The 23,385-nt window shown below is 60.0% G+C and carries 22 protein-coding genes and 1 pseudogene; 12 read left to right on the top strand and 11 right to left on the bottom strand.

Annotation, left to right across the window (positions count from 1 at the left end):
- Positions 1-78: 78 nt before the first annotated feature.
- Genes L6D81_RS20775 through ligD form a run of 3 tightly spaced genes read left to right on the top strand, consistent with a single transcriptional unit; the run spans position 79 to position 4,984 of the window.
- Positions 79-1,455 carry an iron-containing redox enzyme family protein gene (locus L6D81_RS20775; protein ID WP_236181726.1) on the top strand — a complete coding sequence of 459 codons (1,377 nt, stop codon included), beginning with the start codon at positions 79-81 and terminating at the stop codon, positions 1,453-1,455.
- 11 nt (positions 1,456-1,466) lie between these two features.
- Complete coding sequence (locus tag L6D81_RS20770) at positions 1,467-2,420, top strand: methyltransferase (RefSeq protein ID WP_236181725.1); 954 nt, start codon at positions 1,467-1,469, stop codon at positions 2,418-2,420.
- 17 nt (positions 2,421-2,437) lie between these two features.
- The gene (ligD, locus tag L6D81_RS20765; protein ID WP_236181724.1) at positions 2,438-4,984 is read left to right on the top strand and encodes a DNA ligase D; all 2,547 of its coding nucleotides are present in this window, start codon (positions 2,438-2,440) and stop codon (positions 4,982-4,984) included.
- Here ligD and L6D81_RS20760 read toward each other — a convergent pair whose 3' ends face one another.
- Both L6D81_RS20760 and L6D81_RS20755 read right to left on the bottom strand, forming a co-directional pair.
- Positions 4,985-5,389, bottom strand: coding sequence for a hypothetical protein (locus L6D81_RS20760; RefSeq protein ID WP_176240513.1), 405 nt, complete (start codon positions 5,387-5,389; stop codon positions 4,985-4,987).
- 114 nt (positions 5,390-5,503) lie between these two features.
- Positions 5,504-5,818 (bottom strand): DUF2388 domain-containing protein, encoded by a 315-nt coding sequence (locus L6D81_RS20755; RefSeq protein WP_236181723.1) that lies wholly within the window; start codon positions 5,816-5,818, stop codon positions 5,504-5,506.
- A 247-nt stretch (positions 5,819-6,065) separates the two neighbouring features.
- On the opposite strand from L6D81_RS20755, the pseudogene L6D81_RS29730 reads away from it, so the two are divergent.
- The 3 genes and pseudogenes from L6D81_RS29730 to mqo form a co-directional block, all read left to right on the top strand.
- Positions 6,066-6,821: pseudogene (locus L6D81_RS29730) on the top strand (MCP four helix bundle domain-containing protein); the annotation flags it as partial.
- Positions 6,816-7,679: a methyl-accepting chemotaxis protein gene (locus L6D81_RS29725; protein ID WP_373874324.1), complete on the top strand. Its 864-nt coding sequence runs from the start codon at positions 6,816-6,818 to the stop codon at positions 7,677-7,679. The pseudogene L6D81_RS29730 and the gene L6D81_RS29725, both read left to right, overlap by 6 nt.
- Before the next feature lie 491 nt (positions 7,680-8,170).
- Positions 8,171-9,820, top strand: a complete 1,650-nt coding sequence (gene mqo, locus L6D81_RS20745; protein ID WP_236181721.1) for a malate dehydrogenase (quinone) — start codon at positions 8,171-8,173, stop codon at positions 9,818-9,820.
- A 67-nt stretch (positions 9,821-9,887) separates the two neighbouring features.
- Here mqo and L6D81_RS20740 read toward each other — a convergent pair whose 3' ends face one another.
- From L6D81_RS20740 to L6D81_RS20730, 3 genes are all read right to left on the bottom strand, one after another.
- The gene (locus tag L6D81_RS20740) at positions 9,888-10,316 is read right to left on the bottom strand and encodes a nuclear transport factor 2 family protein (RefSeq protein ID WP_236181720.1); all 429 of its coding nucleotides are present in this window, start codon (positions 10,314-10,316) and stop codon (positions 9,888-9,890) included.
- 403 nt (positions 10,317-10,719) lie between these two features.
- A complete protein-coding gene (locus L6D81_RS20735; RefSeq protein WP_236181719.1) occupies positions 10,720-11,586 on the bottom strand; it encodes a CAP domain-containing protein in 867 nt (288 codons plus the stop codon).
- A gap of 130 nt (positions 11,587-11,716) precedes the next feature.
- Entirely contained in the window at positions 11,717-12,487 is a 771-nt protein-coding gene (locus tag L6D81_RS20730; RefSeq protein ID WP_236181718.1) for an alpha/beta hydrolase, read from the bottom strand.
- A gap of 112 nt (positions 12,488-12,599) precedes the next feature.
- Between L6D81_RS20730 and L6D81_RS20725 the strand changes: the two genes are divergently transcribed.
- The gene (locus tag L6D81_RS20725) at positions 12,600-13,544 is read left to right on the top strand and encodes an aldo/keto reductase (RefSeq protein ID WP_236181717.1); all 945 of its coding nucleotides are present in this window, start codon (positions 12,600-12,602) and stop codon (positions 13,542-13,544) included.
- 55 nt (positions 13,545-13,599) lie between these two features.
- On the opposite strand, the gene paoC is transcribed toward L6D81_RS20725, so the two are convergent.
- The 3 genes from paoC to paoA are packed head-to-tail and all read right to left on the bottom strand — an operon-like array spanning position 13,600 to position 17,389.
- Positions 13,600-15,798: an aldehyde oxidoreductase molybdenum-binding subunit PaoC gene (paoC, locus tag L6D81_RS20720; RefSeq protein WP_236181716.1), complete on the bottom strand. Its 2,199-nt coding sequence runs from the start codon at positions 15,796-15,798 to the stop codon at positions 13,600-13,602.
- Positions 15,795-16,751 carry an FAD binding domain-containing protein gene (locus L6D81_RS20715; RefSeq protein WP_236181715.1) on the bottom strand — a complete coding sequence of 319 codons (957 nt, stop codon included), beginning with the start codon at positions 16,749-16,751 and terminating at the stop codon, positions 15,795-15,797. The genes paoC and L6D81_RS20715 overlap by 4 nt, the downstream gene beginning before the upstream one ends.
- Entirely contained in the window at positions 16,748-17,389 is a 642-nt protein-coding gene (paoA, locus tag L6D81_RS20710) for an aldehyde dehydrogenase iron-sulfur subunit PaoA (RefSeq protein ID WP_236181714.1), read from the bottom strand. Before paoA ends, L6D81_RS20715 begins: the two co-directional genes overlap by 4 nt.
- Positions 17,390-17,723: 334 nt before the next feature.
- Here paoA and L6D81_RS20705 point away from each other — a divergent pair, with 334 nt between their 5' ends.
- Entirely contained in the window at positions 17,724-17,930 is a 207-nt protein-coding gene (locus tag L6D81_RS20705; RefSeq protein ID WP_236181713.1) for a hypothetical protein, read from the top strand.
- 43 nt (positions 17,931-17,973) lie between these two features.
- On the opposite strand, the gene L6D81_RS20700 is transcribed toward L6D81_RS20705, so the two are convergent.
- Together L6D81_RS20700 and L6D81_RS20695 are read right to left on the bottom strand one after the other, a co-directional pair.
- Entirely contained in the window at positions 17,974-18,246 is a 273-nt protein-coding gene (locus tag L6D81_RS20700; protein WP_236181712.1) for a hypothetical protein, read from the bottom strand.
- A 192-nt stretch (positions 18,247-18,438) separates the two neighbouring features.
- Complete coding sequence (locus L6D81_RS20695) at positions 18,439-19,062, bottom strand: glutathione S-transferase family protein (protein WP_236181711.1); 624 nt, start codon at positions 19,060-19,062, stop codon at positions 18,439-18,441.
- Between the two features lie 364 nt (positions 19,063-19,426).
- On the opposite strand from L6D81_RS20695, the gene L6D81_RS20690 reads away from it, so the two are divergent.
- Entirely contained in the window at positions 19,427-20,206 is a 780-nt protein-coding gene (locus L6D81_RS20690; RefSeq protein ID WP_236181771.1) for a PhzF family phenazine biosynthesis protein, read from the top strand.
- Between the two features lie 96 nt (positions 20,207-20,302).
- On the opposite strand, the gene L6D81_RS20685 is transcribed toward L6D81_RS20690, so the two are convergent.
- Complete coding sequence (locus L6D81_RS20685; protein WP_236181710.1) at positions 20,303-21,016, bottom strand: autoinducer binding domain-containing protein; 714 nt, start codon at positions 21,014-21,016, stop codon at positions 20,303-20,305.
- A gap of 118 nt (positions 21,017-21,134) precedes the next feature.
- On the opposite strand from L6D81_RS20685, the gene L6D81_RS20680 reads away from it, so the two are divergent.
- From L6D81_RS20680 to L6D81_RS20670, 3 genes are all read left to right on the top strand, one after another.
- Positions 21,135-21,524: a DUF4902 domain-containing protein gene (locus tag L6D81_RS20680; RefSeq protein WP_236181709.1), complete on the top strand. Its 390-nt coding sequence runs from the start codon at positions 21,135-21,137 to the stop codon at positions 21,522-21,524.
- Between the two features lie 415 nt (positions 21,525-21,939).
- Positions 21,940-22,560: an acyl-homoserine-lactone synthase gene (locus L6D81_RS20675; RefSeq protein ID WP_236181708.1), complete on the top strand. Its 621-nt coding sequence runs from the start codon at positions 21,940-21,942 to the stop codon at positions 22,558-22,560.
- Between the two features lie 44 nt (positions 22,561-22,604).
- Positions 22,605-23,381 carry a sterol desaturase family protein gene (locus tag L6D81_RS20670; protein ID WP_236181707.1) on the top strand — a complete coding sequence of 259 codons (777 nt, stop codon included), beginning with the start codon at positions 22,605-22,607 and terminating at the stop codon, positions 23,379-23,381.
- Positions 23,382-23,385 lie beyond the last annotated feature (4 nt).

Raw genomic sequence — 23,385 nt, 5'->3', positions numbered from 1 at the left:
ATTTTCGGCAGGCGCCGCCTCTCTGCTGCATTAGAGGCGAGTGACTGAGCGTCCTGCCAATCGATCGAGAATATTGCCATGACTGTCCTGACTCACCTGCAAGCGACGCCTGCCCAATCGCACCCCCTCGACTCCCTGGGTGAGTGGCGGCGTATCCATGAAGCACTTTTTTTCGACGAAGATCCGCAGCCGCTGGCGCGGGCCTTCCTGGAACACCAACTGCTGCAAGCTGCGCAGTTGAAGGATGAACTGCCATCGGACCCCGCGCAGTGGCATGCCTGGGTGGCCGAACACTGCGCCGATGTCGCCCGGCAATACGCCGACTACCTGCAACAACGCAAGGCGGGAGGAGCGCGGCAGTTTTTCAGCTGCAAGGCTCATGCGCTGTATTTCCTGCAAGCGGTGGCGCCAACCAAACGGGTCGATGGCGCCTGGCTCTACGGCTTGCTGGGCCAATGGCGCGATCCGCGATTCAGCAGCCTGATCAGCACTTATCTGGAAGAACTGGGCGAGGGCAACCCGGCGCAGAATCACGTGGTGATCTACCGGCAATTGCTCGCCGAACAGGGCCTCGAGCCCAGCAGTCCACTGCCCGACGAACGCTACCTGCAAGGCGCGCTGCAATTGGCCCTGGGTGCCTGCGGCATGGATTTTCTGCCGGAGGTGATCGGTTACAACCTTGGCTACGAACAGCTGCCCTTGCACCTGTTGATCAGCAGTTACGAGCTCAGTGAACTGGGGATCGATCCGTACTATTTCACACTGCACGTGACCATCGACAATGCCAGTACCGGCCATGCGCAAAAAGCCGTTCAGGCCGTTCTGGATCTGCTGCCCCTGGAGGCAGACCGCAGCGATTTCCTGCGCCGGGTATCGCTGGGCTATCGGCTCAATGACCTGGGGCAGGGCAGCCGCGCAATCATCGAGGGGTTCGATCTGGAGCGCGAACTGTTGGCGATGCTTGAACGCAAGTGTCCGTTCGCTCAACACATGCACTCCGACTATTGCCGCTTTGAAGGCAAGACCGTCAATCAGTGGCTGGCCGATCCGCAGCAGTTGCCCGGGTTCCTGCAAGCCATGCAGGACAAGGGCTGGATCAAGCGCCACGAAGATCCACAGGGCAGCCGTTTCTGGCAATTGATCGATGGCGATGGCGCGGCGATGTTCGGCGTATTCAGCGCCTATGAAAAACAACTGGTGCACGACTGGATTGCCGGTGACTGGATTTCGGCGGAAAAACCCGTCGCGTTCCGTCGCCGCCCCTCAGGCCCTGCGCCGATCGAGGTGCCCGAACAAGACCCCGATGTGCAGCGCCTGAATGCTGCCCTGCAAGGGCAGGACGCTCACACCCAATTCGCAACGTTGATTCCCTGGCTTGCGCCGGCCCGGCACGCGCATCCGGCCGGGCTGCTCGCCACTCGCCATTTCATCCAACTCAAATCCGGCCTGCGTTAAGGAAGTCATCAATGAATCAGGAAGAACAACTGTCCGCCAACGATCGGGTGCTGCTGCAACTGGGGCGGCGCCTGCAGGCCGATGGCTATCGTTTCATCACCCCGACGCCGCTGACCCACCAACGGGTCAACCAGCGCGACGAAGGGCAGGCTGCCGATGGCCTGCGGGAGGTGTTCGGGTGGTCGCGCCCGTTCGAACCGGGCCTTCTGTCTGCCGATGAACAGCGACAATTGCAGGACGCCCACGTGATTGATGCGTTCGACGGGCGCTTGAAGAGCCGGGTGCGCTGGTCGAGCCTGGATGATTTACTGTTCGTGCATTCGGGGTTTCCCACCGATGCTGCCGACTCGGTGTTCTTCGGCCCGGACACCTATCGTTTCGCTCAACTGATCCACAGCCATTTGCAGCAGAACTTTGCGCCCATTCACCGGGCGGTGGACATCGGTTGTGGCGCCGGCGTCGGCGCGATTCTGATTGGCCGTGCCCGGCGAGACGCGCAAGTGCTGGCGGTGGATATCAACCCCGCTGCGCTGCGCCTGACCACGATCAACGCGGCGCTGGCTGAAGTGGCCAACGTCGAGGTGCGCACCAGTGATGTATTGCAAGGCGTGGACGGTGAGTTCGATCTGATCGTCGCCAACCCGCCTTACATGGCCGATCCGGCCGGGCGAGCTTACCGCCATGGCGGTGGGACGCTGGGGGCGGGGCTGTCGTTGCGCATTGTCGAACAGGCGCTCAACCACCTGACGCCCGGCGGCTCGCTGCTGCTGTACACCGGCGTGGCGATGGTCGATGGCCGCGATCCTTTCCTCGACACGGTATTGCCACGGCTGGATGAAAAACGCTTCGGCTGGACCTACCGCGAACTCGATCCCGATGTGTTCGGCGAAGAGTTGTTGAACCCCGGCTATCAGCGCGTCGACCGGATTGCCGTGGTGGCGCTGACGGTGACTCGAACAGGCTGAAACAAGGTAGGTGCAGGATGAGCAGGAATCTCGACGACTACAACCGGATGCGCGACTTCTCGGCGACCTCGGAGCCGGCGGCCGACCACCGTCGGGGCCAGAAGCCCGGCGGTGAGCAGGCTTTGCAATTTTGCATCCAGAAGCATGACGCCTCGCACCTGCATTATGACTTTCGCCTGGAGCTCGACGGCGCGCTCAAGAGCTGGGCGGTGCCCAAGGGGCCGTCGCTGGATCCCAAGGTCAAGCGGCTGGCGGTGCACGTCGAGGATCACCCGCTGGACTACGCGACGTTCGAGGGGAGCATTCCCGAAGGGCACTACGGTGCCGGCGATGTGATCGTGTGGGATCGCGGCGTGTGGATTCCGCTGGAAGACCCAGAGAAAGCCTATGCCAAGGGCAAACTCAAATTCGAACTGCGCGGCGAGAAACTCGCCGGGGTGTGGAATCTGGTGCGCACCCACATGCCGGGCAAGAAAGAGCAATGGTTTCTGATCAAGCATCAGGACAGCGCCGCACGCCCGCAAAGCGATTACGACGTGCTGGTCGCCGAGCCTGACAGCGTGCTCAGCGAGCGCACCATCGTCGACAAACCCCGGCTCAGTGCGAAGCAGGTCAAACCCCTTCAAGGCCCGGCGAAAGCACCGCGCAAGTTGGCCTCGGGCAAACTCACCGGGGCGCACAAGGCCAATATTCCCGCGCAGCTCAAACCGCAACTGGCCACCCTGGTGGAGAGTGCTCCGGAGGGTGATTGGCAATACGAAATCAAGTTCGACGGCTATCGGATCATGGCGCGCGTCGATCAGGATGAGGTGCAGTTGTTCACCCGCAATGGCCATGACTGGACGCACAAGTTGCCGAAACAGGCTCAGGCCCTGGCGGCGCTGGGCCTGGAATCGGCGTGGCTGGATGGTGAGATGGTCGTCGCCGATGCGGACGGCGTGCCGGATTTTCAGGCCCTGCAAAACGCGTTCGATTCGGGACGCAGCGAAAACATCGTCTATTACCTGTTCGATCTGCCGTATCTGAACGGTGTCGATCTGCGCGAGGTGCCCGTGGAGGAGCGGCGTGCAGCGCTGGCCACGGTGCTGAAAACCCATCAAGACTCGCTGCTGCGTTTTTCCGAGGCGTTTGATGAAACCCCGCAGGCGTTGCTCAACAGCGCCTGCCAGATGCGCATGGAAGGCCTGATCGGTAAACGCCTTGGCTCGCCTTACGTGTCGCGCCGCAGCAGCGACTGGATCAAGCTCAAGTGCAAGCATCGCCAGGAGTTCGTGATCGTCGGCTATACCGATCCGAAAGGTGCGCGCAGTGCGTTCGGCGCGTTGCTGTTGGGGCTGCATGATCGTGACAGCGGCGAGTTGCGGTACGCGGGCAAGGTCGGCACCGGATTCAATGAATCCACCCTCAAGAGCCTCCTTGCGCAGCTCAAGCCGTTGCGGGTCAAGAAGCCGGCGGTGGTCAATCCGCCCACGGGGTTCGAGGCCAAGGGTGTGCACTGGCTCAAACCGAGTCTGCTGGCGGAAGTGGCGTTCGCCGAAATGACCCAGGACGGCTCGGTGCGTCACGCCGTGTTCCATGGCTTGCGCGAGGACAAACCGGCCAAGGACATCACCGAGGAGCGCGCCAAACCCATGAAGACTTCAAAGGCTGAATCGACCGCGCCGTCCCAATCCGGCCTGGCCGACGGCAAAGTGCGGATCACCCATCCAGACCGGGTGATCGACGCCGGCAGTGGCACCACCAAAATGCAGCTGGCCGAGTATTACGCCAGTGTCGCCGAGTGGATTCTGCCGCAACTCAAGGATCGCCCGGTGGCCTTGGTGCGCGCACCCGAGGGTATCGCTGGTGAGCTGTTCTTCCAGAAGAACGCCGAGCACTTGGCGATCCCCGGCATCCGCACGCTCGACAAGGACCTGACCGGCCAGCCGGTGATGCTGATCAACAACGCCGAAGCCTTGATCGGCGCGGTGCAGATGAGCACGGTCGAACTGCACACCTGGAACGCCACCACCACCGATCTGGACAAGCCTGATCGTTTCGTCCTCGATCTAGACCCGGACCCGGCGCTGCCGTGGAAAAGCATGGTCGAAGCCACGGCGCTGACCCTGACCGTGCTCGATGAGCTGGGCCTCAAGGCGTTCCTCAAGACCAGCGGCGGCAAGGGCATTCATCTGGTGGTGCCCCTGACCCGCAAGCATGGCTGGGACGAGGTCAAGGATTTCAGCCACGCCATCGTCACGCACATGGCGAAATTGTTGCCGGAGCGTTTTTCTGCGGTGTCCGGGCCGAAAAACCGTGTGGGGCGGATCTTCATCGATTACCTGCGCAACGGGCTGGGCACCACTACCATTTGTGCCTACGCGGCGCGTACCCGCGAAGGGTTGCCGGTGTCGGTGCCGCTGTTTCGGGAAGAGGTCGGCGAGATCAAAGGCGCCGATCAATGGAACGTGCGCAACGTCCACGAACGGCTGGCGGAAGTAGGGGATGAACCGTGGGCGGCCATGAGGAGAACCCGGCAGAGCATTACGGCCGAGATGCGCAAGCGGGTGGGCATGAAGAAATGATCAGGTGCCGCGCAGCAAGTCGTGGGCGTTGAGCAGGTCGAAGGCGACTTGCGGATTGTTTTCCAGACCCCGGCGGATGGCGGCCGGAATGGTCTTGCGGGTTTTGCGGCAAAGCCCCGGAAGCTCTTCGACTTCGATCTCGATGCCGCCGCGCACGGTCCGCACTTCACCGAACTTCGGTGCGATCAGCACACGAATGCCTAGCTGATCGAACATCTTGCCTTGCAGTCGCTCGAGGTCGGCGAGGTCTTTGAGGTTTTCCAGACGCTCGAGCAGACGCTTTTCCTCCTCGCGGGTCAGCAGCAGGATGCGCACATCCGCGCCGGGCGTATCCAGCAGCGGATCACGCCCGCAGATGCACAGACCCGGCGGGCAAGGGGAGCGAAGCGAGGCGGAAATCGTCATGGCCTCCATCATAGAGGCCGTTCGACGGTTTTGCCCATGGTCGTTCGCCAGCCGTCCATCGGCAGGGCGTAACGGTGGCAAATCCGTCAGCCACCATCATCGAACGTGCCGTGGTTACTGCGACAAGCCTTCGTAGTGAACCAGGATGGCATTGGCCAGCTCTTCATCGCTGGCGTTGAGGCCAGGATTGTCCTGACGCACCTGCTGCAGTACCGATTCCAGGTACACACCACGGATCGTTCCGCCACTGGCGACGAATGCCGACAGGTCGTCACGGGCCGGAATCACCATTTTGTGATCCTTGAACGTGGAATACAGCGAGGCGGAAACGCCGGCCGAAGTGGCGACATCCCCCGCATCCACGCGGGCGAGAGCCGAACCGAAAGGCAGGCACAGCACAAGAGACGAAACCAGTAGTAAACGACGCATGACGGTGTTCCTCCAGCAGCGTAAAGCGAAAAGGAAGTACCACATAATGTGAGAGGTGTCGGCGGGCACGGGAGTTCCATAAATCGGGTCAGGCGGTAGGGGGTGGAATGAGAACCGTCGCACAGTGCCGCATTTTTACCGGATGTAACGACACACTCTGCGACGCTCTAACGCGGCGAATTCACGCAAATAGGCTTAACTCAAGCGTTGAAAGGCGCCGTGTGGCGCGACCAGGGAGGAAATCACGGTGTCGATCAAACTGCGTTTGGTGTTGCTGATTGCGACCAGCCTGCTGACGGCGCTGATCGTGAGCCTGGTCAGTTATGTGGGCAATCAGCGGATGGCTTCGGCGGTCAGTGACAACGCGGTGAGCATGAGCGCGCTGCGCAATCACATGGAAGCCGACATGATGCACGACGCCCTGCGCGCCGACGTGTATTCGGCGATGCTGGTCGGGCTGGGCAAGAGCACCAGTTCAGCCGACGAGGTGCGCCGTTCGGTTGACGAGCATGCGGCGCATTTTCGCGAGGTGCTGGGTGAAAACCTCAAGTTGCCGGTGAATCCGACGATCAAGTCCGCGCTCGAGCAGATCAAGCCAAGCCTCGACACCTACATCAGCGCCGGCGAGCGGATCGTCGGTCTTGCACTGGAAGATCCGGACAGCGCCCAGCAGCATCTCGGGACGTTCGGCACGGCGTTCAGCCAGCTCGAAGAACAGATGGCCGCCCTCAGCGAGCTGATCGAAACCAATACCCGGCAGACCAGCGAAGGCACCGAAGCGGCGATCCACAATGCCAATATCGCGCTCGGTATCGTATTGATCGCCAGTCTGTTGTTGCTGTTGGCTCAAGGTCGCTGGGTGATCCTGAGCATCATGGGGCCGCTGAAGTCGGCCAGCCGCATCGCCGAAAGCATCGCCCACGGCAACCTCAGCGAGCCGATCGTCGAACCGTCCGGCAAGGACGAAGCCAGTGCGCTAATCCGCACGCTGGCGACCATGCAGCGCGACCTGCGAAACATGATCGGTGTGGTGCGAAGCAACGCCCACGGCGTCAGTGGCATGAGTGAACAATTGAGCCACGGCTGCCATCAGGTGGCTGACAGCAGCCAGCAGCAAAGCACCGCCGCCGGGACCATGGCCGCTGCCGCGAGTCAGATGACCGCCAGCATCGAGGAAATCACCCGTCACGCCGAGCGGGCGTTGAACATGGCCAGCCAGGCCGAGTCACTGGCGAAAAACGGTGGGCAGGTGATCCATCAGGTGGTCAGCGACATGGACGACATTGCCCGATCCGCCCAGCAATCGGCGCAAGTGATCCGTACCCTGGATCAGGAATCCGAAGGCATCTTCAATATCATTCAAGTGATCAAAGGCATCGCCGACCAGACCAATCTGCTGGCGCTCAACGCGGCCATCGAGGCGGCCCGGGCGGGCGAGCAGGGCAGGGGCTTCGCGGTGGTGGCCGATGAGGTGCGCAGCCTGGCAGCACGCACCAGTGCGTCAACTCAGGAAATCGCCGCGATGGTCGCGCGCATCCAGAACAGCACCCGCGAGGCCGTCACCAGCATGGAGGCGGGCGTCGCCCAGGTTGACAAAGGCATGGCGGTCACCGCTGACGTCGAACGCGCCATCCGCGAAATCCTCGACGCCACCCTGAGCACCACGCAACTGGTCAACGACATCACCCGCACCATTGGCGAACAGAGTCAGGCGAGCAACGAGATTGCCCATCAGGTGGAGATGATCGCGGGCATGTCGGAGGGCAACAGCAAGGTGATCGGCGAGACGGCCACCACCACGGACGAGCTGTCGAGCCTGGCGGGGCGGCTTGCGCAGTCGGTGGATCGGTTCAGGTTGTGAGGGTTGTTGGATCGTGCAGTTGATGGGTGCCGGAACCCTATTTGTAACAAGTGAAAGACCGATTTCTGGATTGGCAGCGCTGGTCAAACGGCTGAAAGGCATAAGCCAGAGCCGCTGACGGGGGTCATGTTCGGCCGCTGGCAGCCGATAAGTCCTTGAGCGGATAAAGACTATCGAGTCGGGAACAGACGCGCGGGTTTGCCATGACGTGATATTCTTCGCGCCACTTGGTTTGACCCAATTCAGTCTGGCGCGCTTTTCGGCGGGCCGGACAGAACCCCTGTCGCTCAAGTAGCTGAAGCCAATAATGATAAGAAGTCAGTTCAGAAGGGACATATAACTGAGGTCGACACTGCCTGTCGGCCTTGTGTGCCCACCCGTCAAAATTGAAGTGTGCCGGAACCCGCGACGCTGGCCTGAGTGTCGCGAAAAAGGGGACCTCATACGTACAACAGCGGCGGGCGGAAGGCGTTTTATCATAGGTGCAACAGATGTTTAAGAAAGTGAACACAGCCTTGCTGGGGCTGGCTTTGGCGATGGGGATGTCTTCCGCCAATGCCGAGGAAGCAAAGAAAGTCGACGTCCTGCTGATCGGCGGCGGCATCATGAGCACCACCCTGGGTGTGTGGATCAATGAGCTGGAACCGACCTGGTCGATGGAAATGGTCGAGCGCCTTGATGGCGTGGCGCTGGAAAGCTCCAACGGCTGGAACAACGCCGGTACCGGTCACTCCGCACTCGCCGAGTTGAACTACACCCCGGAAGACGACAAGGGTAATGTCACCATCCCGAAAGCCGTCGAGATCAACGAAGCGTTCCAGGTTTCCCGTCAGTTCTGGGCCTGGCAGGTTCGTCAAGGCGTCCTGAAGGACCCTCGTTCGTTCATCAACACCACTCCGCACATGAGCTTCGTGTGGGGCGATGACAACATCAAGTTCCTGAAAAAGCGCTACGAAGCCCTGCAAGCGAGCCCGCTGTTCGCCGGCATGCAGTACTCCGAAGACCCGGCTGTGATCAAGAAGTGGGTCCCGCTGATGATGGAAGGGCGTGACCCGAACCAGAAAATCGCGGCCACCTGGAGCCCGCTGGGCACCGACATGAACTTCGGCGAAATCACCCGCCAGTTCGCCGGTTACCTGCAGACCAAGCCTAACTTCAACTTGAAGCTGTCGAGCGAAGTGCAAGACATCACCAAGAATGCAGATGGCACCTGGCGCGTCAGCTACAAGAACCTGAAAGACGGCACCAAGACTGAAACCGACGCCAAGTTCGTGTTCATCGGCGCCGGCGGCGGTGCCCTGCACCTGCTGCAGAAGTCCGGTATCGAAGAAGCCAGGGAATACGCTGGCTTCCCGGTAGGCGGCTCGTTCCTGGTGACCGATAACCCGGCCATCACCGAACAGCACCTGGCCAAGGCCTACGGCAAAGCTTCGGTTGGCGCGCCTCCGATGTCCGTTCCGCACCTGGACACCCGTGTCCTGGACGGCAAGCGCGTCATCCTGTTTGGCCCGTTCGCGACGTTCAGCACCAAGTTCCTGAAAGAAGGTTCGTACCTGGACCTGCTGACCAGCACCACCACTCACAACATCTGGCCTATGACCAAGGTCGGCATCAAGGAATACCCGCTGGTCGAGTACCTGGCCGGTCAACTGATGCTGTCGGATGAAGACCGTCTGAACGCGCTGAAGGAATACTTCCCGAACGCCAAGGCCGAAGACTGGCGCCTGTGGCAAGCCGGCCAGCGTGTGCAAATCATCAAACGTGATGAAGCCGCTGGCGGCGTGCTGAAACTGGGCACCGAAATCGTTGCTTCCAAAGACGGCTCCATCGCCGGTCTGCTGGGCGCATCCCCAGGCGCGTCGACCGCTGCACCGATCATGCTGAGCGTGCTGCAGAAAGTCTTCAAAGACAAAGTCGCCAGCCCTGAGTGGCAAGCCAAGCTGCACCAGATCGTTCCAAGCTACGGCACCCAGCTGAACAACGATCCAGCCAAAGTGGCTGAAGAGTGGGCTTACACCGCCAAGATCCTGCAACTGCCAACCCCTCCGGTCATTGGCCAGGTTGCAGCTCCAGCGGCGGACGCCTCGGCTGAAAAAGCCCCGGCGCCGAAAGAAAGCGCTGCACGTGACATGGCTCTGTAATCCAGACGCCTGACACACAAAGCCCACTGAACCGGTGACGGTCAGTGGGCTTTTTTGTGTCCGGAATTCAGGCCTTGGCGGCCGCTAGATAGGCACCAAGCCGCCGTCCCATCTCTTCACCCAACGCCTGCAACCCGCTGAGCGGCCGCACCATCACCTCGAACTCGACGATCTTGCCCTGTTCATCGAACCGGATCATGTCGATGCCCTTGAGCTCTTTCGCCCCCACTTTGGCGCTGAACTCCAGCACCACATTCAGGCCATCGGCCGTCACCAGTTCACGGTGGTATTTGAAGTCTTCAAACACCTCGAACACGGTATTGAGGATCATCGCGACCACCGGTGCGCCGGGGTAGGGGGTGTGGGCCATGGGCGAGCGGAACACCGCCTTGGGATCGAGCAGCTCGGGCAGAGCCTTGAGGTTGCCGGTGCGGATCATCTCGTGCCAGCGGTTCAGGGATACGGCGGCGTTGGGGTGCAGGTTCAGGTCGGACATGGTTTCACTCCTGGAATTTTTGTTGTTCTTTGCGCGGCGCCCATGACTCTAGATCAAAGCGGCGCAATGGGAACCCTCTGTACCGATCTGAATGTCGACCCATGCGCCAGCCCAATTCATCTGATCCGCTTTTTCCTGTCGAATCTGCATCTGTAACCATCTCAGCCAAGCGCCCAAAATAGCCCTGCCGTTCGGCCATACGCGACGCGCTTCATTCCGGAGCGCCCGGTGCGCCGGACATTCAGTATTCAGGAGGCCTTCATGGCTAAGATGGCGATTTTCCTCGGCGGCTTTCTTGTGTTGACCATCATGATCGGCGTCCTTGCCACGATTTCTCCGGTCTGACGATCCGACATCGAGTTGCGACTTGCAGCGCTTTTCGACGTTTTCGGAAGGAACCGGATCAAGGCGCCCCGAACAGCATCGTCCAGTAAACCCCTTCATCACTGCGCGCCTCGCTCGCAAACCCGGCGCCGACCTGGGTGAACATCGGGTTCATCAGGTTGGCGCAGTGTCCGGGGCTGGCCAGCCAGCCGGCCATGGCCTTGCCCGGTGAGCTTTGCCCGGCGGCGATGTTTTCGCCGATCTGCCGGCCACGGTAGCCGGCCGCCCGGGCGCGATCTGCCGGGCCGTCGCCGTCCGGGTCGCGGTGGGCGAAATAGTTGCCGTAGGCCATGGCCTTACTGTGGCCCTGAGCGGCGGCGCCGAGTGCCGGGTTCCAGCGCAGGGGGCGGGCGGCGGCGAAGCGCTGGCGGCCGCACATGCGCGGACGGGCGCGGGCGGCGTTGACCTCGGCGAGCAAGGCCTTGCCGACGCTGCGGTTGTCGCCGATGCGGCTGTCGAGCACCGGCCGGGCCAGCACCACTTGCCATTCATTGCGGGCGCGGCTGATGCCGATGTCGGCGTATTGACCGTCGAGCAATGCGCCGCAGTAATCGTCTTGCAGCCTATCGAACGCCTCTTCGGCATCCTGCGCGCCGACGATCCGGATGCTGCGCACCGCCACGGCGGCATAGCCGGAATCTTTCAAGCGTTCGCGCAATCCACCGCCGTAGCCATAGCCGACCGGCAACGCCAGGTTCGACTTCAGCGTCAGCGGCGCCAGCCGTTGGGCCGGGCGTCGGTCACACCGTTGCGGATGGGCGCGGTAGTCGTTGATGGCGGCCACCAGTTGCCGCTCGGCGCCGGCGTGGGCAGAGGGGGCGAGCAGGGGAGAAAGGATCAACAGGCACAGCGAAACGAAGCGAGACGAACGAACGGCGTGGCGCATGGGACGCAAAGCTCTGAACAAAGACATGGCTGAAGGAAAGTGAACCGCAGAACGCGGCGCGGGTAGGACTGGCCTTTTTGCACTTGGTTCACGAGGCGGCGCCGGGTTTCTACGGCTGCCGACGAAGTGCTCAGCGATTCAATACGTCCTGCATCCATTGCAGATATTGCGGCCGTTCGGAAATCGAATTGTGTGCCGAATCCGCCACTACTCTGAGCGTGGCCACACCGTCGGGAAAACGGTGCAGCAAGCGCTCGGTGCTGGCCCGTGGAATCACCTCGTCATCGCTTGCCGCCAGCAACAGCGTCGGCACGCGGATGTGCGTCGCGTACTGGCCGGACTGGAAACGATCCTTGAGCAACCACTGCACCGGCACCCACGGGTACTGCCGGGCGGCGATTTCTTCGAGGCTGTTGTAGGGCGTGACCAGAATCAGCCGTTCCACCGGCCGTTGACTGGCCAGCCGCACCGCAACTCCGGAACCGAGGCTACGCCCCAGCAGCGCAATCTGCGGATGGCTGGCATACACCTGATCGAACAGCGCCAGCGCATCCTCGGCGATCGCCGCTTCGGAGGGCGAGCCGCCGCTGCCGCCAAATCCCCGGTAGTGCAGCAAATACAACGAATAGTCAGGAAACGCCGCGGAAAACTCCGGCAGATTGCGCGAAACGTCCTCGGCATTGCCGCCGAAATAGATCAGCGCTCGGGGCCCGGCGCGCTCGCGCACCGTCACGCGGATCTCGGCGTCGGGCATGGCCAGCGTCATCCGTGTGTCCGGAGAATCCAGACTGGCGGGCTGAGGAAAATAGATCAGCGCCCGCTGAAACACGAACAGCGCCGCGCACAGGATCAGGTACACGGCAACAATCGATGCGACGACTGACAACAGGGTTCTGGACATTCGACTAACGTTAACCGGGCGCGCAGGTTGGCTGTCGCAGTGTAGACCAACGGTTTGGTTGGGCTGCATCAAAACACAAGGTGCAACAGATCCACAGGGCAAGGGCGCCAGCATGAACCACACTGAGGGATATTCCCGCCGCCGGTTGCTGACACTGGCAGCCGGGGTGTCAGCGGTTTTCACCTTTGACCGGGCGCTGGCCGCCATTACGTCGCCGAACGCCACAGGAGCCCAGACCATGCAGACCCGCGCCATCCCTTCGAGCTCCGAGCCACTGCCGCTGGTGGGGTTGGGCACTTATCGCGGTTTCGACGTCGCCCCTGGCGATCCGGTCTACAAGCAATTGCCGGCGGTGCTCGGCGAGCTGTTCAAAAAGGGCGGCACGGTAATCGACAGTTCGCCCATGTACGGCCGCGCCGAGCAAACCACCGGTGAATTGCTGTCGATCCACGAACCGCGCTCACCGGCGTTCCTGGCAACCAAGGTCTGGACCCGTGGCCGCGAGGAGGGCATCGCGCAGATGGAGCAGTCGTTCAGCCTGCTGCGCACCGAACGCATCGACCTGATGCAGATCCACAACCTGCTGGACTGGCCAACCCACCTGCCGACCCTGCGCGACTGGAAAGAGCAGGGCCGCATCCGCTACATCGGCATCACCCACTACACGCCATCGGCCTATGACGAAGTCGAAGCGGTGCTCAAGGCCGAGCCGCTGGATTTCCTGCAAATCAACTACGCCCTGGATGATCGCGGGGTCGAGAAACGTATCCTGCCGCTGTGCCGCGAACGCGGGGTGGCGGTGATCTGCAACCGGCCGTTCGGCGGCGGCGACCTGCTCGCACGGCTCAAGGGCAAACCGCTGCCGGGTTGGGCGGCGCAAGTCGGGGCCAGAAGCTGGCCGCAACTGGCACTGAAGTTTCTGCTGGCGCATCCCGCGGTAACTTGTGTGATTCCCGGCACCAGCAACCCGTTGTACATGGCCGACAATGCCGGCGCCGGTTTCGGGTTGATGCTGACCGATGCGCAGCGTCAGCAGTTGATTGCGTTGGTGGGTTAGTCATCGCCCGGGAGTGAGTCGCGCACTCGCCCCCCATGCTGGTGCGCGACCGGTATCAGATCATCGGCGGCAGTGCATCCAGAATCTTGTCCAGCGTAATCGGGTACTCCCGCACCCGCGCGCCCGTGGCGTTGTAGATCGCATTCGCCACCGCCGCACTCACGCCGCAAATCCCCAGTTCACCGACCCCCTTGGCTTTCATCGGCGATGAGATCGGGTCGGTTTCATCGAGGAAAATCACTTCCTGATGCGGGATGTCGGCATGCACCGGCACTTCGTAGCCGGCCAGGTCATGGTTGACGAAAAAGCCCTGGCGTTTGTCCACCGCGAGCTCTTCCATCAAGGCCGCGCCTACACCCATGGTCATCGCGCCGATCACCTGGCTGCGGGCTGATTTCGGATTGAGAATCCGCCCGGCGGCGCACACCGCGAGCATGCGCCGCACGCGGACTTCGCCGGTGGCGGCATCGACGGCGACTTCGACGAAGTGCGCGCCGAAGGTCGATTGCTGGTACTGCTTGGCGAGGTCGGCGAATTCGATGCTGTCCTCGACTTCGATCGCGGCGTGTTGCGCGGCGTCACGCAGCGGCACGTTCTGGCTGCCCAGCCGCACGTGGCCGTCGACAAACTGCGCTTCACCCGCGTTCATGCCCAGTTTGGTCGCGACCGCTTCGCGCAGTTTCATGCACGCCGCGTAGACCCCGGCGGTCGAGCAATTGGCGCCGAACTGGCCGCCGGAGCCGGCTGACACCGGGAAATTCGAATCGCCGAGTCGCACCACCACATCGTCCAGGCTGACCCCCATCATTTCCGCTGCAGTCTGGCCAATGATGGTGTAGCTGCCGGTGCCGATGTCGGTCATGTCGGTTTCAACGGTGATCTTGCCGTCGCGCTCCAGTCGTACCCGTGCGCCGGACTTCACCAGCAGGTTGTTGCGAATCGCCGCCGCGACGCCCATGCCGATCAGCCAGCGACCTTCGCGACGGCTGCCGGGCGTCGCATTGCGCTTATCCCAGCCAAAACGCTCGGCGCCGGTTTGCAGGCATTCGATCAGACGCCGCTGGGAGAACGGTCGTTCGGTTTTCACCGGATCGACCTGGGTGTCGTTGAGGATGCGGAACTGGATCGGATCGAGTTTGAGTTGTTCGGCCATCTCGTCCATGGCGATTTCCAGTGCCATCAGCCCCGGCGTTTCACCGGGGGCGCGCATGGCGTTGCCCTCCGGCAGATCCAGCGGTGCCAGGCGCATGGTCACCAAACGATTTTCTGCGGCGTAGAGCAACTGACTCGGCTGCGCAGCAACCTCGACCTTGCCGTCGGCGAGGTTGCCCGACCAGCCTTCATGGGCGATGGCGGTAAGTTTGCCGTCAGCCGTGGCGCCCATGCGAATCCGCTGAATGGTGGCGGGACGGTGGGTGGTGTTGTTGGCGATCTGCGGACGGGCGAGGGCGACCTTCACTGGACGGTTCGCCAGCCGTGCACCCAGAGCGGCGAGGATCGCGTCGGCGCGAATGAACAGCTTGCCGCCGAAACCGCCGCCAATGTACGGCGAGATCAGCCGCACGTTTTCCTTGGGCAGGCCGAGGGTGGCGGCGATGTCGCCGACGCTCCAGGCAATCATCTGGTTGGAGGTCCAGAGCGTCACGTGATCGCCTTTCCACGCGGCGAGTGTCGCGTGGGGCTCCATCATCGCGTGGGACTGATCCGGCGTGGTGTAGGTCTGGTCGAACTGCACGGGCGCGGCGGCGAAGGCGGTGGCGAAATCGCCGTGCTTGACGTCCGGCAGATCGTCTTTTGGCTCCACGCCCTGGTCGCGCACGCTGGCCAGATCAAATTGACCTGTGTCTTGCGCGTATTCGACGTTGACCAATTGCGCAGCGGCCCGTGCCTGTTCGAACGTCTCGGCGACCACCAGCGCCACGGCCTGGTGATAGTGCTGCACTTGCGGCCCGGCCAGCAGGTGCGCAGCGTTGTATTGGCCTTTGCCGAGCTTGCCGGCATTGGCGGCGGTGACGATGGTCAGCACGCCCGGCGCGGCGCGGGCGGCCTCCAGATCGATGCGGGTGATGCGCCCCTTGGCAATGGCCGAACCAACCATGACGCCATAGGCCTGATTCTTCACCGCTTCATGTTGCTCGTAGGCATAAGGCGCCTGGCCGCTGGTTTTCAGCGGGCCTTCGATGCGGTCGGTGGGCTTGCCGATGACGTTCAACTGGTCAATCGGGTTGGTCGTGGCGGGCGTGTCGAATTTCATGCTTCGTCCCTCGCTTGGGCCAGCACCGAGGCAATCGTGCGCTCGACCAATGTCACTTTGAACTGGTTGTCAGCAGTGGGCGTGGCGCCGTCGAGCAGGCGCGCGCTGACGGCTTTCGCGCCTTGCGGCAGCAGCGCTTCCGCCGCTTCGACCCGCCAGGGTTTCGGCGCGATGCCACCGACGGCGATGCGGCCGCTGCCATCCTTCTGCAGGATCAGGCCGACGGAGACCAGCGCGAAGGCGTAAGACGAGCGGTCGCGCACCTTGTGATAGACATGGGTGCCGCCCACCGGTGCCGGCAGGGTGACGGCGGTCATCAGCTCGCCCGGCGTCAGACAGGTTTCGACATTCGGCGTGGTGCCGGGCAATTGATGGAAATCGGCCATGGCGATGCGTCGGGTGCTGCCGTCGGCCTTGATCGTTTCGACCTGGGCATCCAGCGCCCGCATCGCAATCGCCATGTCACTCGGATGGGTCGCAATGCAGGCGTCGCTGACGCCGATGATGCCGAGTTGCCGACTGACACCGCCAATCGCCGCGCAACCACTGCCGGGATTGCGTTTATTGCAAGCCTGATTCGTGTCGTAGAAATACGGGCAGCGCGTGCGCTGGAGCAGATTGCCGGCGGTGGTTGCCATGTTGCGCAACTGGCCCGAGGCACCGGCGAGCAAGGCGCGGGACAGTAGCGCGTAGTCTTTGCGGACGCGGTTGTCAGCGGCCAGGTCGGTGTTGCGCACCCGTGCGCCGATGCGCAGGCCGCCATCGTCGGTCGCTTCGATCTGGTCGAGGCCCAAGTGATTGATGTCAATCAGGTGCTGCGGCGTTTCGATGTCGAGCTTCATCAAGTCCAGCAGGTTGGTACCTCCAGCGATGAAGCGCGCACCTTCGAGTTGTGCGGCTTGAGCGGCGGCTGCGGCAGGGGAGTCGGCGCGGCTGTAATTGAACGCTCTCATGCTGGCACCTGCGCGACTTCGCTGATGGCTTCGATGATGTTCGAGTAGGCCCCGCAGCGGCAGATGTTGCCGCTCATGCGTTCCTGCAATTCGCTGGCGATCAGTTGCGGCGCTTCGGTAAGGCTGGCGCTGGCGTGGCTGGGGATGCCGTCGCGGATTTCCTGAAGCACCGCCACCGCCGAGCAGATCTGCCCCGGCGTGCAGTAGCCGCATTGATAGCCGTCATGCTTGATGAACGCGGCCTGCATCGGGTGCAGCTGGTCTGGCATGCCGAGGCCTTCGATGGTGGTGACGTTGGCGCCGTCCTGCATCACCGCCAGGGTCAGGCATGAATTGATTCGCCGACCGTCGACAATCACCGTGCAGGCGCCGCACTGGCCGTGGTCACAGCCCTTTTTGCTGCCGGTCAGGTGCAGGTGTTCGCGCAGCGCATCGAGCAGGGTGGTGCGGGTGTCCATCTCCAGCGTCTGCGGTTTGCCGTTGACTTCAAGGGTCACTTTGGCCATGGCCGGTTGCTCCAGGCTGGCCGCGTAGGCCTTGAGGCTGATGAAAGGGGGCATCGCGAACGCGGTTGCGGTCACGGCACCAAGAATCAGGAAACGGCGTCGGGATATCGCCAACGGCGGATGGTCGTTCATGGCTGGGCTTCCTCTTGTCAGGTCGGCAGGTCGCAAATGACTCGCTCGGGCACGCCGGCGTGGTCGCCAGTCTCGTACTGTTCTAGGAGTGACCGCAGGGGGGAGGAAAAGGTTTTGTCGGATTTCGCCCTGTTGTCGTCCCGGACAGAGCCATCAGTCGGCCACTGGGGGCACGGGCCGAACGCGAAAGAAAGGGCGATGAACGGTCATTAGTGGCCAGTGAATCAAAGCCTTTTTCCCCGGTCGTATCTGCGGCAGCGCGCACCGTGCCTCTTCGCTGCGGGCTGCGCTGACCATTTCCGTCGTCAAGACCTTGGTTTTAGGGAAATTCTGAATGATGCGTGCAACAAGCCTGCTGCTGACCGTTTCCGCCGCTGTACTGCTGGGCGGCTGTGTGGCGGATTTCGATGATGACCATCGCCATGGCCGGCATTACGACCGCGACCATGGCCGTTACTACGATCATGACCGACGCTGGGACGACCGCGACTACGACCGCCGCGACGGGCGTCGTTATCACCGCGACCGGGATGATGACTGATTGAAACGAAGAGGGCGTTCCCTTGCGGGAACGCCCTCTGGCATTAAAAATGAGCGCTCGCCCGGACGCTGGATCGCGCAGGCACGGAGGCCTCGATGTCCAGCAAATGGGTGGCGAGAATGTCGCTCAGAAAACGGAACTGATCGTTGATGCCGACCACTTCATTGCTGAAATGATTGCTGGCGGCAGGCATCAACAGCGCTTCGAAGGCTTCGTCGAACACCAGCGCCCGGGTCTTGCGCGACACGGGATGCTGATCGTAGTAGTTGCTGCCGAAGACCGGGAAACTCACGGCGAGGGTGACAGTACTGATCATGATGTGAACTCCTCGTGGTGTGTGTTTCGGATGGGTCAATCGTGCCTTTGGCGAGCGGTCGGCGGAAGGCAATCGTCGCAATGGTGAATATCGACGGGATTGATGGTTGGACCGGCGCAGCCCTGACCAGCGGATAGACGGTGCACTGCGCGCACCGTTACCCGATGCGCGACCAGCGCTGCGCTTTTTGGCTCAGGGTGTGCCGTTTCTGCCGAATGCACGGAATCCCGGACGCGAGTTCAGGCGGTCGTAGTACGCACTGACTGCCGGCAAGTCCGGGTGCGGCAGGGGGGTCTCGAACCAACGGTTCACTGACAGCCCGATCGGTATGTCCGCCAGCGAAAACGCGTCGCCGCTGACGTAGGCGCCTGTCCTCTGGAGCTGTTGCTCGAGGATTGCCATGTGCGCTGCCCATTGATGAACACCTTGCTGTAAAGCATCGGTGTCTTGATGGGCTGCACTCTTGCGCACCAGTGACATGAATGCATAACCCCAGGACTTGTTAAGGTCGGTAGCCTGCCAGTCGATCCATTGGTCGATTCGCGCCCGATGTCGGGGGGACGAGGGGTAAAGGTGCAACGCGTTGTCGCGGTTTGCCAGGTAGCGAATGATCGTATTCGACTCCCACAGTACAAAACCCTCATCGTTGATCACCGGCACCATTGCGTTGGGATTCAATGCGATGAATTCGGGGGTGTGCGTATCCCGGAAACCTGATCCCCAGTCTTCACGTTCAATGGCAATCTTTAGCTCTGCGCAGGTCCAGAGTACCTTGCGGACATTGATCGATGACGCCTTGCCCAATACCTTTAGCATTTTATCTCCCTGTCGTGAGCGATCTGGCTGAGGCCGTATGATGCCACTGGCCATAAGGTTAAACGAGTGCGGCGGTTAAAATCCGGATTGTTTAAATATATCGGTTGTCGGGATTGCACGGCGTGCTTATAACGTTAACCAGCGTCTGGCCGTGATAGCGGGTTTCCTTGAGGAAGTTAGTGTTGAGGCCAGTAGTGGTGGCTGTTTTTTGATGTTTGTTTAATGTTTTGTTCCCTGCCCGAATGGGCGGGTGTACATCATTGAGGCAAACGGTTTAAATTTTGGTTTCGTGTATTCGTTAAAGTTGCAAGTGAGGCGGTACTTATTATTGCCGTCAATGGTGTTTATTGCAGGAGTGGTATTGATGCAGATCCCTATTTTTCAAGTGGATGCCTTTGCTTCTCGACCTTTTGATGGAAACCCCGCAGCGGTTTGCCCATTGAACGAATGGTTGCCGGACGAAAAGTTATATGCGATCGCTGCTGAAAATAACCTGTCGGAAACAGCATTCTTCGTTAAACAGGGTGATCTCTATGAGTTGAGGTGGTTCACGCCTCAGGTAGAAGTTGACTTGTGCGGTCATGCCACATTGGCGGCGGCGTGGGTCATCTTTAACAGGCTTGGAGACGACGCCAGAGTGTTACGGTTTTCGACGCGCAGCGGCGAACTTCGAGTGCGGCGTGACGGTGCGGGATTGACGATGGATTTCCCGGCGAAGGTGCCGGTGAGTTGCGAGCCTCCGCCCGCGTTATTGCCAGCGCTTGGCTTGACCACGGCGGACGTTCTGGCCACTGACGACTATATTGTCGTGGTTTCAGATGAGGCAGTTGTCGAGCGGCTGTCCCCGGACTTCGCCGCACTCAAGGGACTGCCCAAGCGGGGTGTCGTGGTGACCGCCGCAAGTCAGTCGTTTGATTTTGTTTCGCGTTGGTTCGGTCCGAATGTAGGGGTAAACGAAGACCCTGTCACCGGTTCGGCTCACACCTCTCTCGCGCCTTACTGGGCGCACGCGCTGGATAAACAGGTGCTGAGCGCGCAACAAGGGGGAACTCGCAAGGGGCAGTTGCGCTGCGAGTTGGCTGGAGATCGGGTGTTGATCAGCGGTGAGTCAGTGCTCTACATGGTCGGAGAAATAACCGTTTAGCGCTGATGCGCGATATGCCGCCGGAAAGTGCCGTGGGCGCAGATGCCGGCGGCCTGACGATTTCTCTGCGCTGTATTCGATATCGAGTGGACAGACTCAATGGAGCATTCCCAAGGCATAAGCTTTCATGGCGGCCTCCACCTTATTGCTGGAATGCAGCTTGCGCATGGCGTTGACCAGATGAAACTTCACGGTCCGTTCGTCTATGGACAATATCAGCCCGGTCTCGCAATAGGTTTTACCCGTCGCCGACCATTTCAACGTTTCCACCTCCCTGGCTGTCAATGAAGCACCCACTTCCGGAATGTATTCACTCGCAATGAAATTGAGCATGGTGGAATGCGCCAGATGCGTGATCCAGGTGAGCTTGCCTTCTTTTTCATTCAGCTCCAGCAGTGATACAGGAGTCGCGGACCTGACCATCGAGAGCATGCCGATGGTGTCATGTTTGGCGCGTGAAGGCGTACACCAGCCATGGGAAAGTTGATAGTGCCTGGCGTCCTCCCAGAAATGTGGATCGTCCTTGAAGGTGTCAGCCGACCAGCACAGGGGGCGATTCTGAGTCAGACCATGCTTGACGGTGGGGTCTACGCTGAAATAGTTTTCCCTCTTGTATGCGTCTTCCCATTGGGGAGAGTAGTTGGAAGATAAGTGAAATTTCGGGCTGGAAATGGGTAGGGGGAAGCGTATGCCGAAAGAAAATTGATCAAACTCGAAGGAGCGAACAACGGAATCAAGCAGCGTGAGCAATCCTTCCTTGGATGTAACGTTCATGAACAGAGATAAATAGTGCTCGCGCCAATCAGTCATCTTGCGTGCCAGAGTTTTAAGTGTGAAGGGGAGTGTCCAGGTTTTGGGTTGTTGATGCCGTGATGCGGATAAATCCATCAAGGCAATAAAAAAACTATAAGTAATCAGGGTGATTCACATGCAGTCGTTAGCGCCCGATCAATTGATACGTCTGTCCTATGCCGAATTGAGTAGTGTGACTTTTCAGCCCTCGCTTGCCTGGGTCGACACCTGTTTGACCGCCGAACTAAAAGAAATCGGACTGCCAGTGGCATGTGCCGGCTACAGTGAATGGGAATCTCACGACTTTGCACCAAAACTGAGCATTGGTTGGGCTTGGTTTAAAGCCAGTTTTTCCGGAAAAGTTTTTATAGCACCTGGCGGGATCAGCTGCAACATTATGTTACGTTCGACACGCGGTTATGATCTCGGTGCACACACCACTCAAGAAATGATTCTTCTATGGTTATCCGGCCAACCTCTGGAGCGAACTTTGCCCGAGAGTTTGACCCGCGAATACAGTGTGTGACCGGTAAAGGTGCAACCATGAATTTATTGGTGCAACCTATTGGATTAAGTTAATTCAGCGACCTATTCATGAAGTGAAATAAGAGGGCTGTCCCTAATTGGGATGAAAAGGTGCAACCCGCTGGCTCTGCGGTGCTCGCTGACTGCTCTATCCCGGCGCGCCTGGCATGCTGGTCGTGGCGGGTTAGATGTGTTCGCCAGTCCGGTCTTCAATGACCCGCATCAATATTCCTTTTCGAACTCGGTTTAAGATGGCGACTGTCATGCCCGCCCCAATCGATAGCGAACGCGGGCGCTGGCTGGGACGGCGGATCGGCTGTCTCGCCGTAAAGGTCGTTGTCGATTCCATGTCAGGCCCAGGCTGAACCCGTACGCCGGGAAGCTGCCCTTTTGGGCAGCTATTTTGTTCCGCACCCATGACTTCTAATTCAGGTAACTGGATTGGAAGCTGGTGCGGAATGTTAAATATAATAAATGGCAAATCTCAGCAACTTACTCCTGAGCTTATTTCTGGGCTCGGTCTCTTTCGCTATAAAATCTTTGTCGAAAAAATGGCGTGGCCTCTGCAATGCGAGCCCGGTCTTGAATATGACGAATTTGATCGTGAAGACACTCACTATGTAATTGCGCAGGACGGCAAGGGCCAGGTCTTTGGTTGCGCAAGATTGTTGTCGACCATGAGCGATTATTTGCTTGAGCAAGTTTTCCCGGAGTTGATGGGCGATATCCCACTTCCCAAATCACCCGATATCTGGGAACTTTCCCGTTTTGCCGTCGAGTCAGAAAGTTCCGAAACTTCGAGCGCAGGCCATTGGCTGGATACGTGCCGGCTGATGAAGCAGATTGTCGTGCTCGCCCATAAGCATAACGTCAAACGTCTGATCGCCTTTTCTGCGCTGGGTAACGAACGCTTGCTCAGCCGGATGGGAGTGGATGTTCATCGCGTATCTTCTGCGCAACTGATCGACGGCAAACCAGTGTTGGCCTTCTGGATCGAAGTTAACGAAAAAACGATCAGCGCCTTGTCGGTTTATTAGGGCGTGAGCAGAGTGGTTACAAAACAAATGCTGAGGAATTCACCATGATTGTTTATCTGATAGGTGTGGCGTTGGCGGTGCTTGTGCTGGAACAAATTATTCCAGGATGGAAGTTGCCGAAAGTCAGCACCTGGTTTTTTCGATCCGTGACACTCAATGTTGTGCAGGTCGCCGTGGCGTTACTTGCTGGTGTTTCGTGGAACAAGTGGATGCAGGGCCATAGCCTGTTTCATCTTTCTGAAAGTTACAGCCCGTTGCTGGCAGGGTTTATTGCCTACTTTATCAATACATTCGTAACTTACTGGTGGCATCGTTGGCGTCACGCGAATAATTTCCTGTGGCGCCTTTTTCATCAAATGCATCACGCCCCACAGCGCATTGAAGTGTTTACCTCATTTTATAAGCATCCTACCGAGATGGTATTCAACTCGATGCTGGGTAGCGCTGTAGCCTACGTGTTGCTGGGCATTAGCGTGGAAGCCGGTGCGTTCTATGTGATGTTTGCTGCGTTGGGCGAAATGTTCTATCACTCCAACCTTCGTACACCGTACTGGCTGGGGTACTTTTTCCAGAGGCCCGAGATGCATCATGTTCATCACCAGCGTGATCGTCATGAATGCAACTATAGTGACTTCCCAATTTGGGACATGTTGTTCGGGACTTTTGAAAACCCCAAAGAAAATCTCCATCCCCAAGGATTTTCCGATAATAAAGAAAACCGGTTTGTCGACATTTTGCTATTCAAGGACGTCCACGAAGTACCTGTGAGTATGCGTGAGTCTGTTCCTCAAACTATCGAGTCCGTTGCAAAACGTGGGTGAGCGA

This window comes from Pseudomonas sputi, from assembly GCF_021603585.1.
In the GTDB taxonomy this organism is placed as follows: domain Bacteria; phylum Pseudomonadota; class Gammaproteobacteria; order Pseudomonadales; family Pseudomonadaceae; genus Aquipseudomonas; species Aquipseudomonas sputi.
This window is presented reverse-complemented; position numbering and strand designations above follow the sequence as displayed.

Coding starts and splice junctions, on each gene's coding strand:
- L6D81_RS20775 (WP_236181726.1), top strand. CDS start 79: ATGACTGTCCTGACTCACCTGCAAGCGACGCCTGCCCAATCGCACCCC.
- L6D81_RS20770 (WP_236181725.1), top strand. CDS start 1,467: ATGAATCAGGAAGAACAACTGTCCGCCAACGATCGGGTGCTGCTGCAA.
- ligD (WP_236181724.1), top strand. CDS start 2,438: ATGAGCAGGAATCTCGACGACTACAACCGGATGCGCGACTTCTCGGCG.
- L6D81_RS20760 (WP_176240513.1), bottom strand. CDS start 5,389: ATGACGATTTCCGCCTCGCTTCGCTCCCCTTGCCCGCCGGGTCTGTGC.
- L6D81_RS20755 (WP_236181723.1), bottom strand. CDS start 5,818: ATGCGTCGTTTACTACTGGTTTCGTCTCTTGTGCTGTGCCTGCCTTTC.
- L6D81_RS29725 (WP_373874324.1), top strand. CDS start 6,816: ATGCAGCGCGACCTGCGAAACATGATCGGTGTGGTGCGAAGCAACGCC.
- mqo (WP_236181721.1), top strand. CDS start 8,171: ATGTTTAAGAAAGTGAACACAGCCTTGCTGGGGCTGGCTTTGGCGATG.
- L6D81_RS20740 (WP_236181720.1), bottom strand. CDS start 10,316: ATGTCCGACCTGAACCTGCACCCCAACGCCGCCGTATCCCTGAACCGC.
- L6D81_RS20735 (WP_236181719.1), bottom strand. CDS start 11,586: ATGCGCCACGCCGTTCGTTCGTCTCGCTTCGTTTCGCTGTGCCTGTTG.
- L6D81_RS20730 (WP_236181718.1), bottom strand. CDS start 12,487: ATGTCCAGAACCCTGTTGTCAGTCGTCGCATCGATTGTTGCCGTGTAC.
- L6D81_RS20725 (WP_236181717.1), top strand. CDS start 12,600: ATGAACCACACTGAGGGATATTCCCGCCGCCGGTTGCTGACACTGGCA.
- paoC (WP_236181716.1), bottom strand. CDS start 15,798: ATGAAATTCGACACGCCCGCCACGACCAACCCGATTGACCAGTTGAAC.
- L6D81_RS20715 (WP_236181715.1), bottom strand. CDS start 16,751: ATGAGAGCGTTCAATTACAGCCGCGCCGACTCCCCTGCCGCAGCCGCC.
- paoA (WP_236181714.1), bottom strand. CDS start 17,389: ATGAACGACCATCCGCCGTTGGCGATATCCCGACGCCGTTTCCTGATT.
- L6D81_RS20705 (WP_236181713.1), top strand. CDS start 17,724: ATGATGCGTGCAACAAGCCTGCTGCTGACCGTTTCCGCCGCTGTACTG.
- L6D81_RS20700 (WP_236181712.1), bottom strand. CDS start 18,246: ATGATCAGTACTGTCACCCTCGCCGTGAGTTTCCCGGTCTTCGGCAGC.
- L6D81_RS20695 (WP_236181711.1), bottom strand. CDS start 19,062: ATGCTAAAGGTATTGGGCAAGGCGTCATCGATCAATGTCCGCAAGGTA.
- L6D81_RS20690 (WP_236181771.1), top strand. CDS start 19,427: ATGCAGATCCCTATTTTTCAAGTGGATGCCTTTGCTTCTCGACCTTTT.
- L6D81_RS20685 (WP_236181710.1), bottom strand. CDS start 21,016: ATGACTGATTGGCGCGAGCACTATTTATCTCTGTTCATGAACGTTACA.
- L6D81_RS20680 (WP_236181709.1), top strand. CDS start 21,135: ATGCAGTCGTTAGCGCCCGATCAATTGATACGTCTGTCCTATGCCGAA.
- L6D81_RS20675 (WP_236181708.1), top strand. CDS start 21,940: ATGACTTCTAATTCAGGTAACTGGATTGGAAGCTGGTGCGGAATGTTA.
- L6D81_RS20670 (WP_236181707.1), top strand. CDS start 22,605: ATGATTGTTTATCTGATAGGTGTGGCGTTGGCGGTGCTTGTGCTGGAA.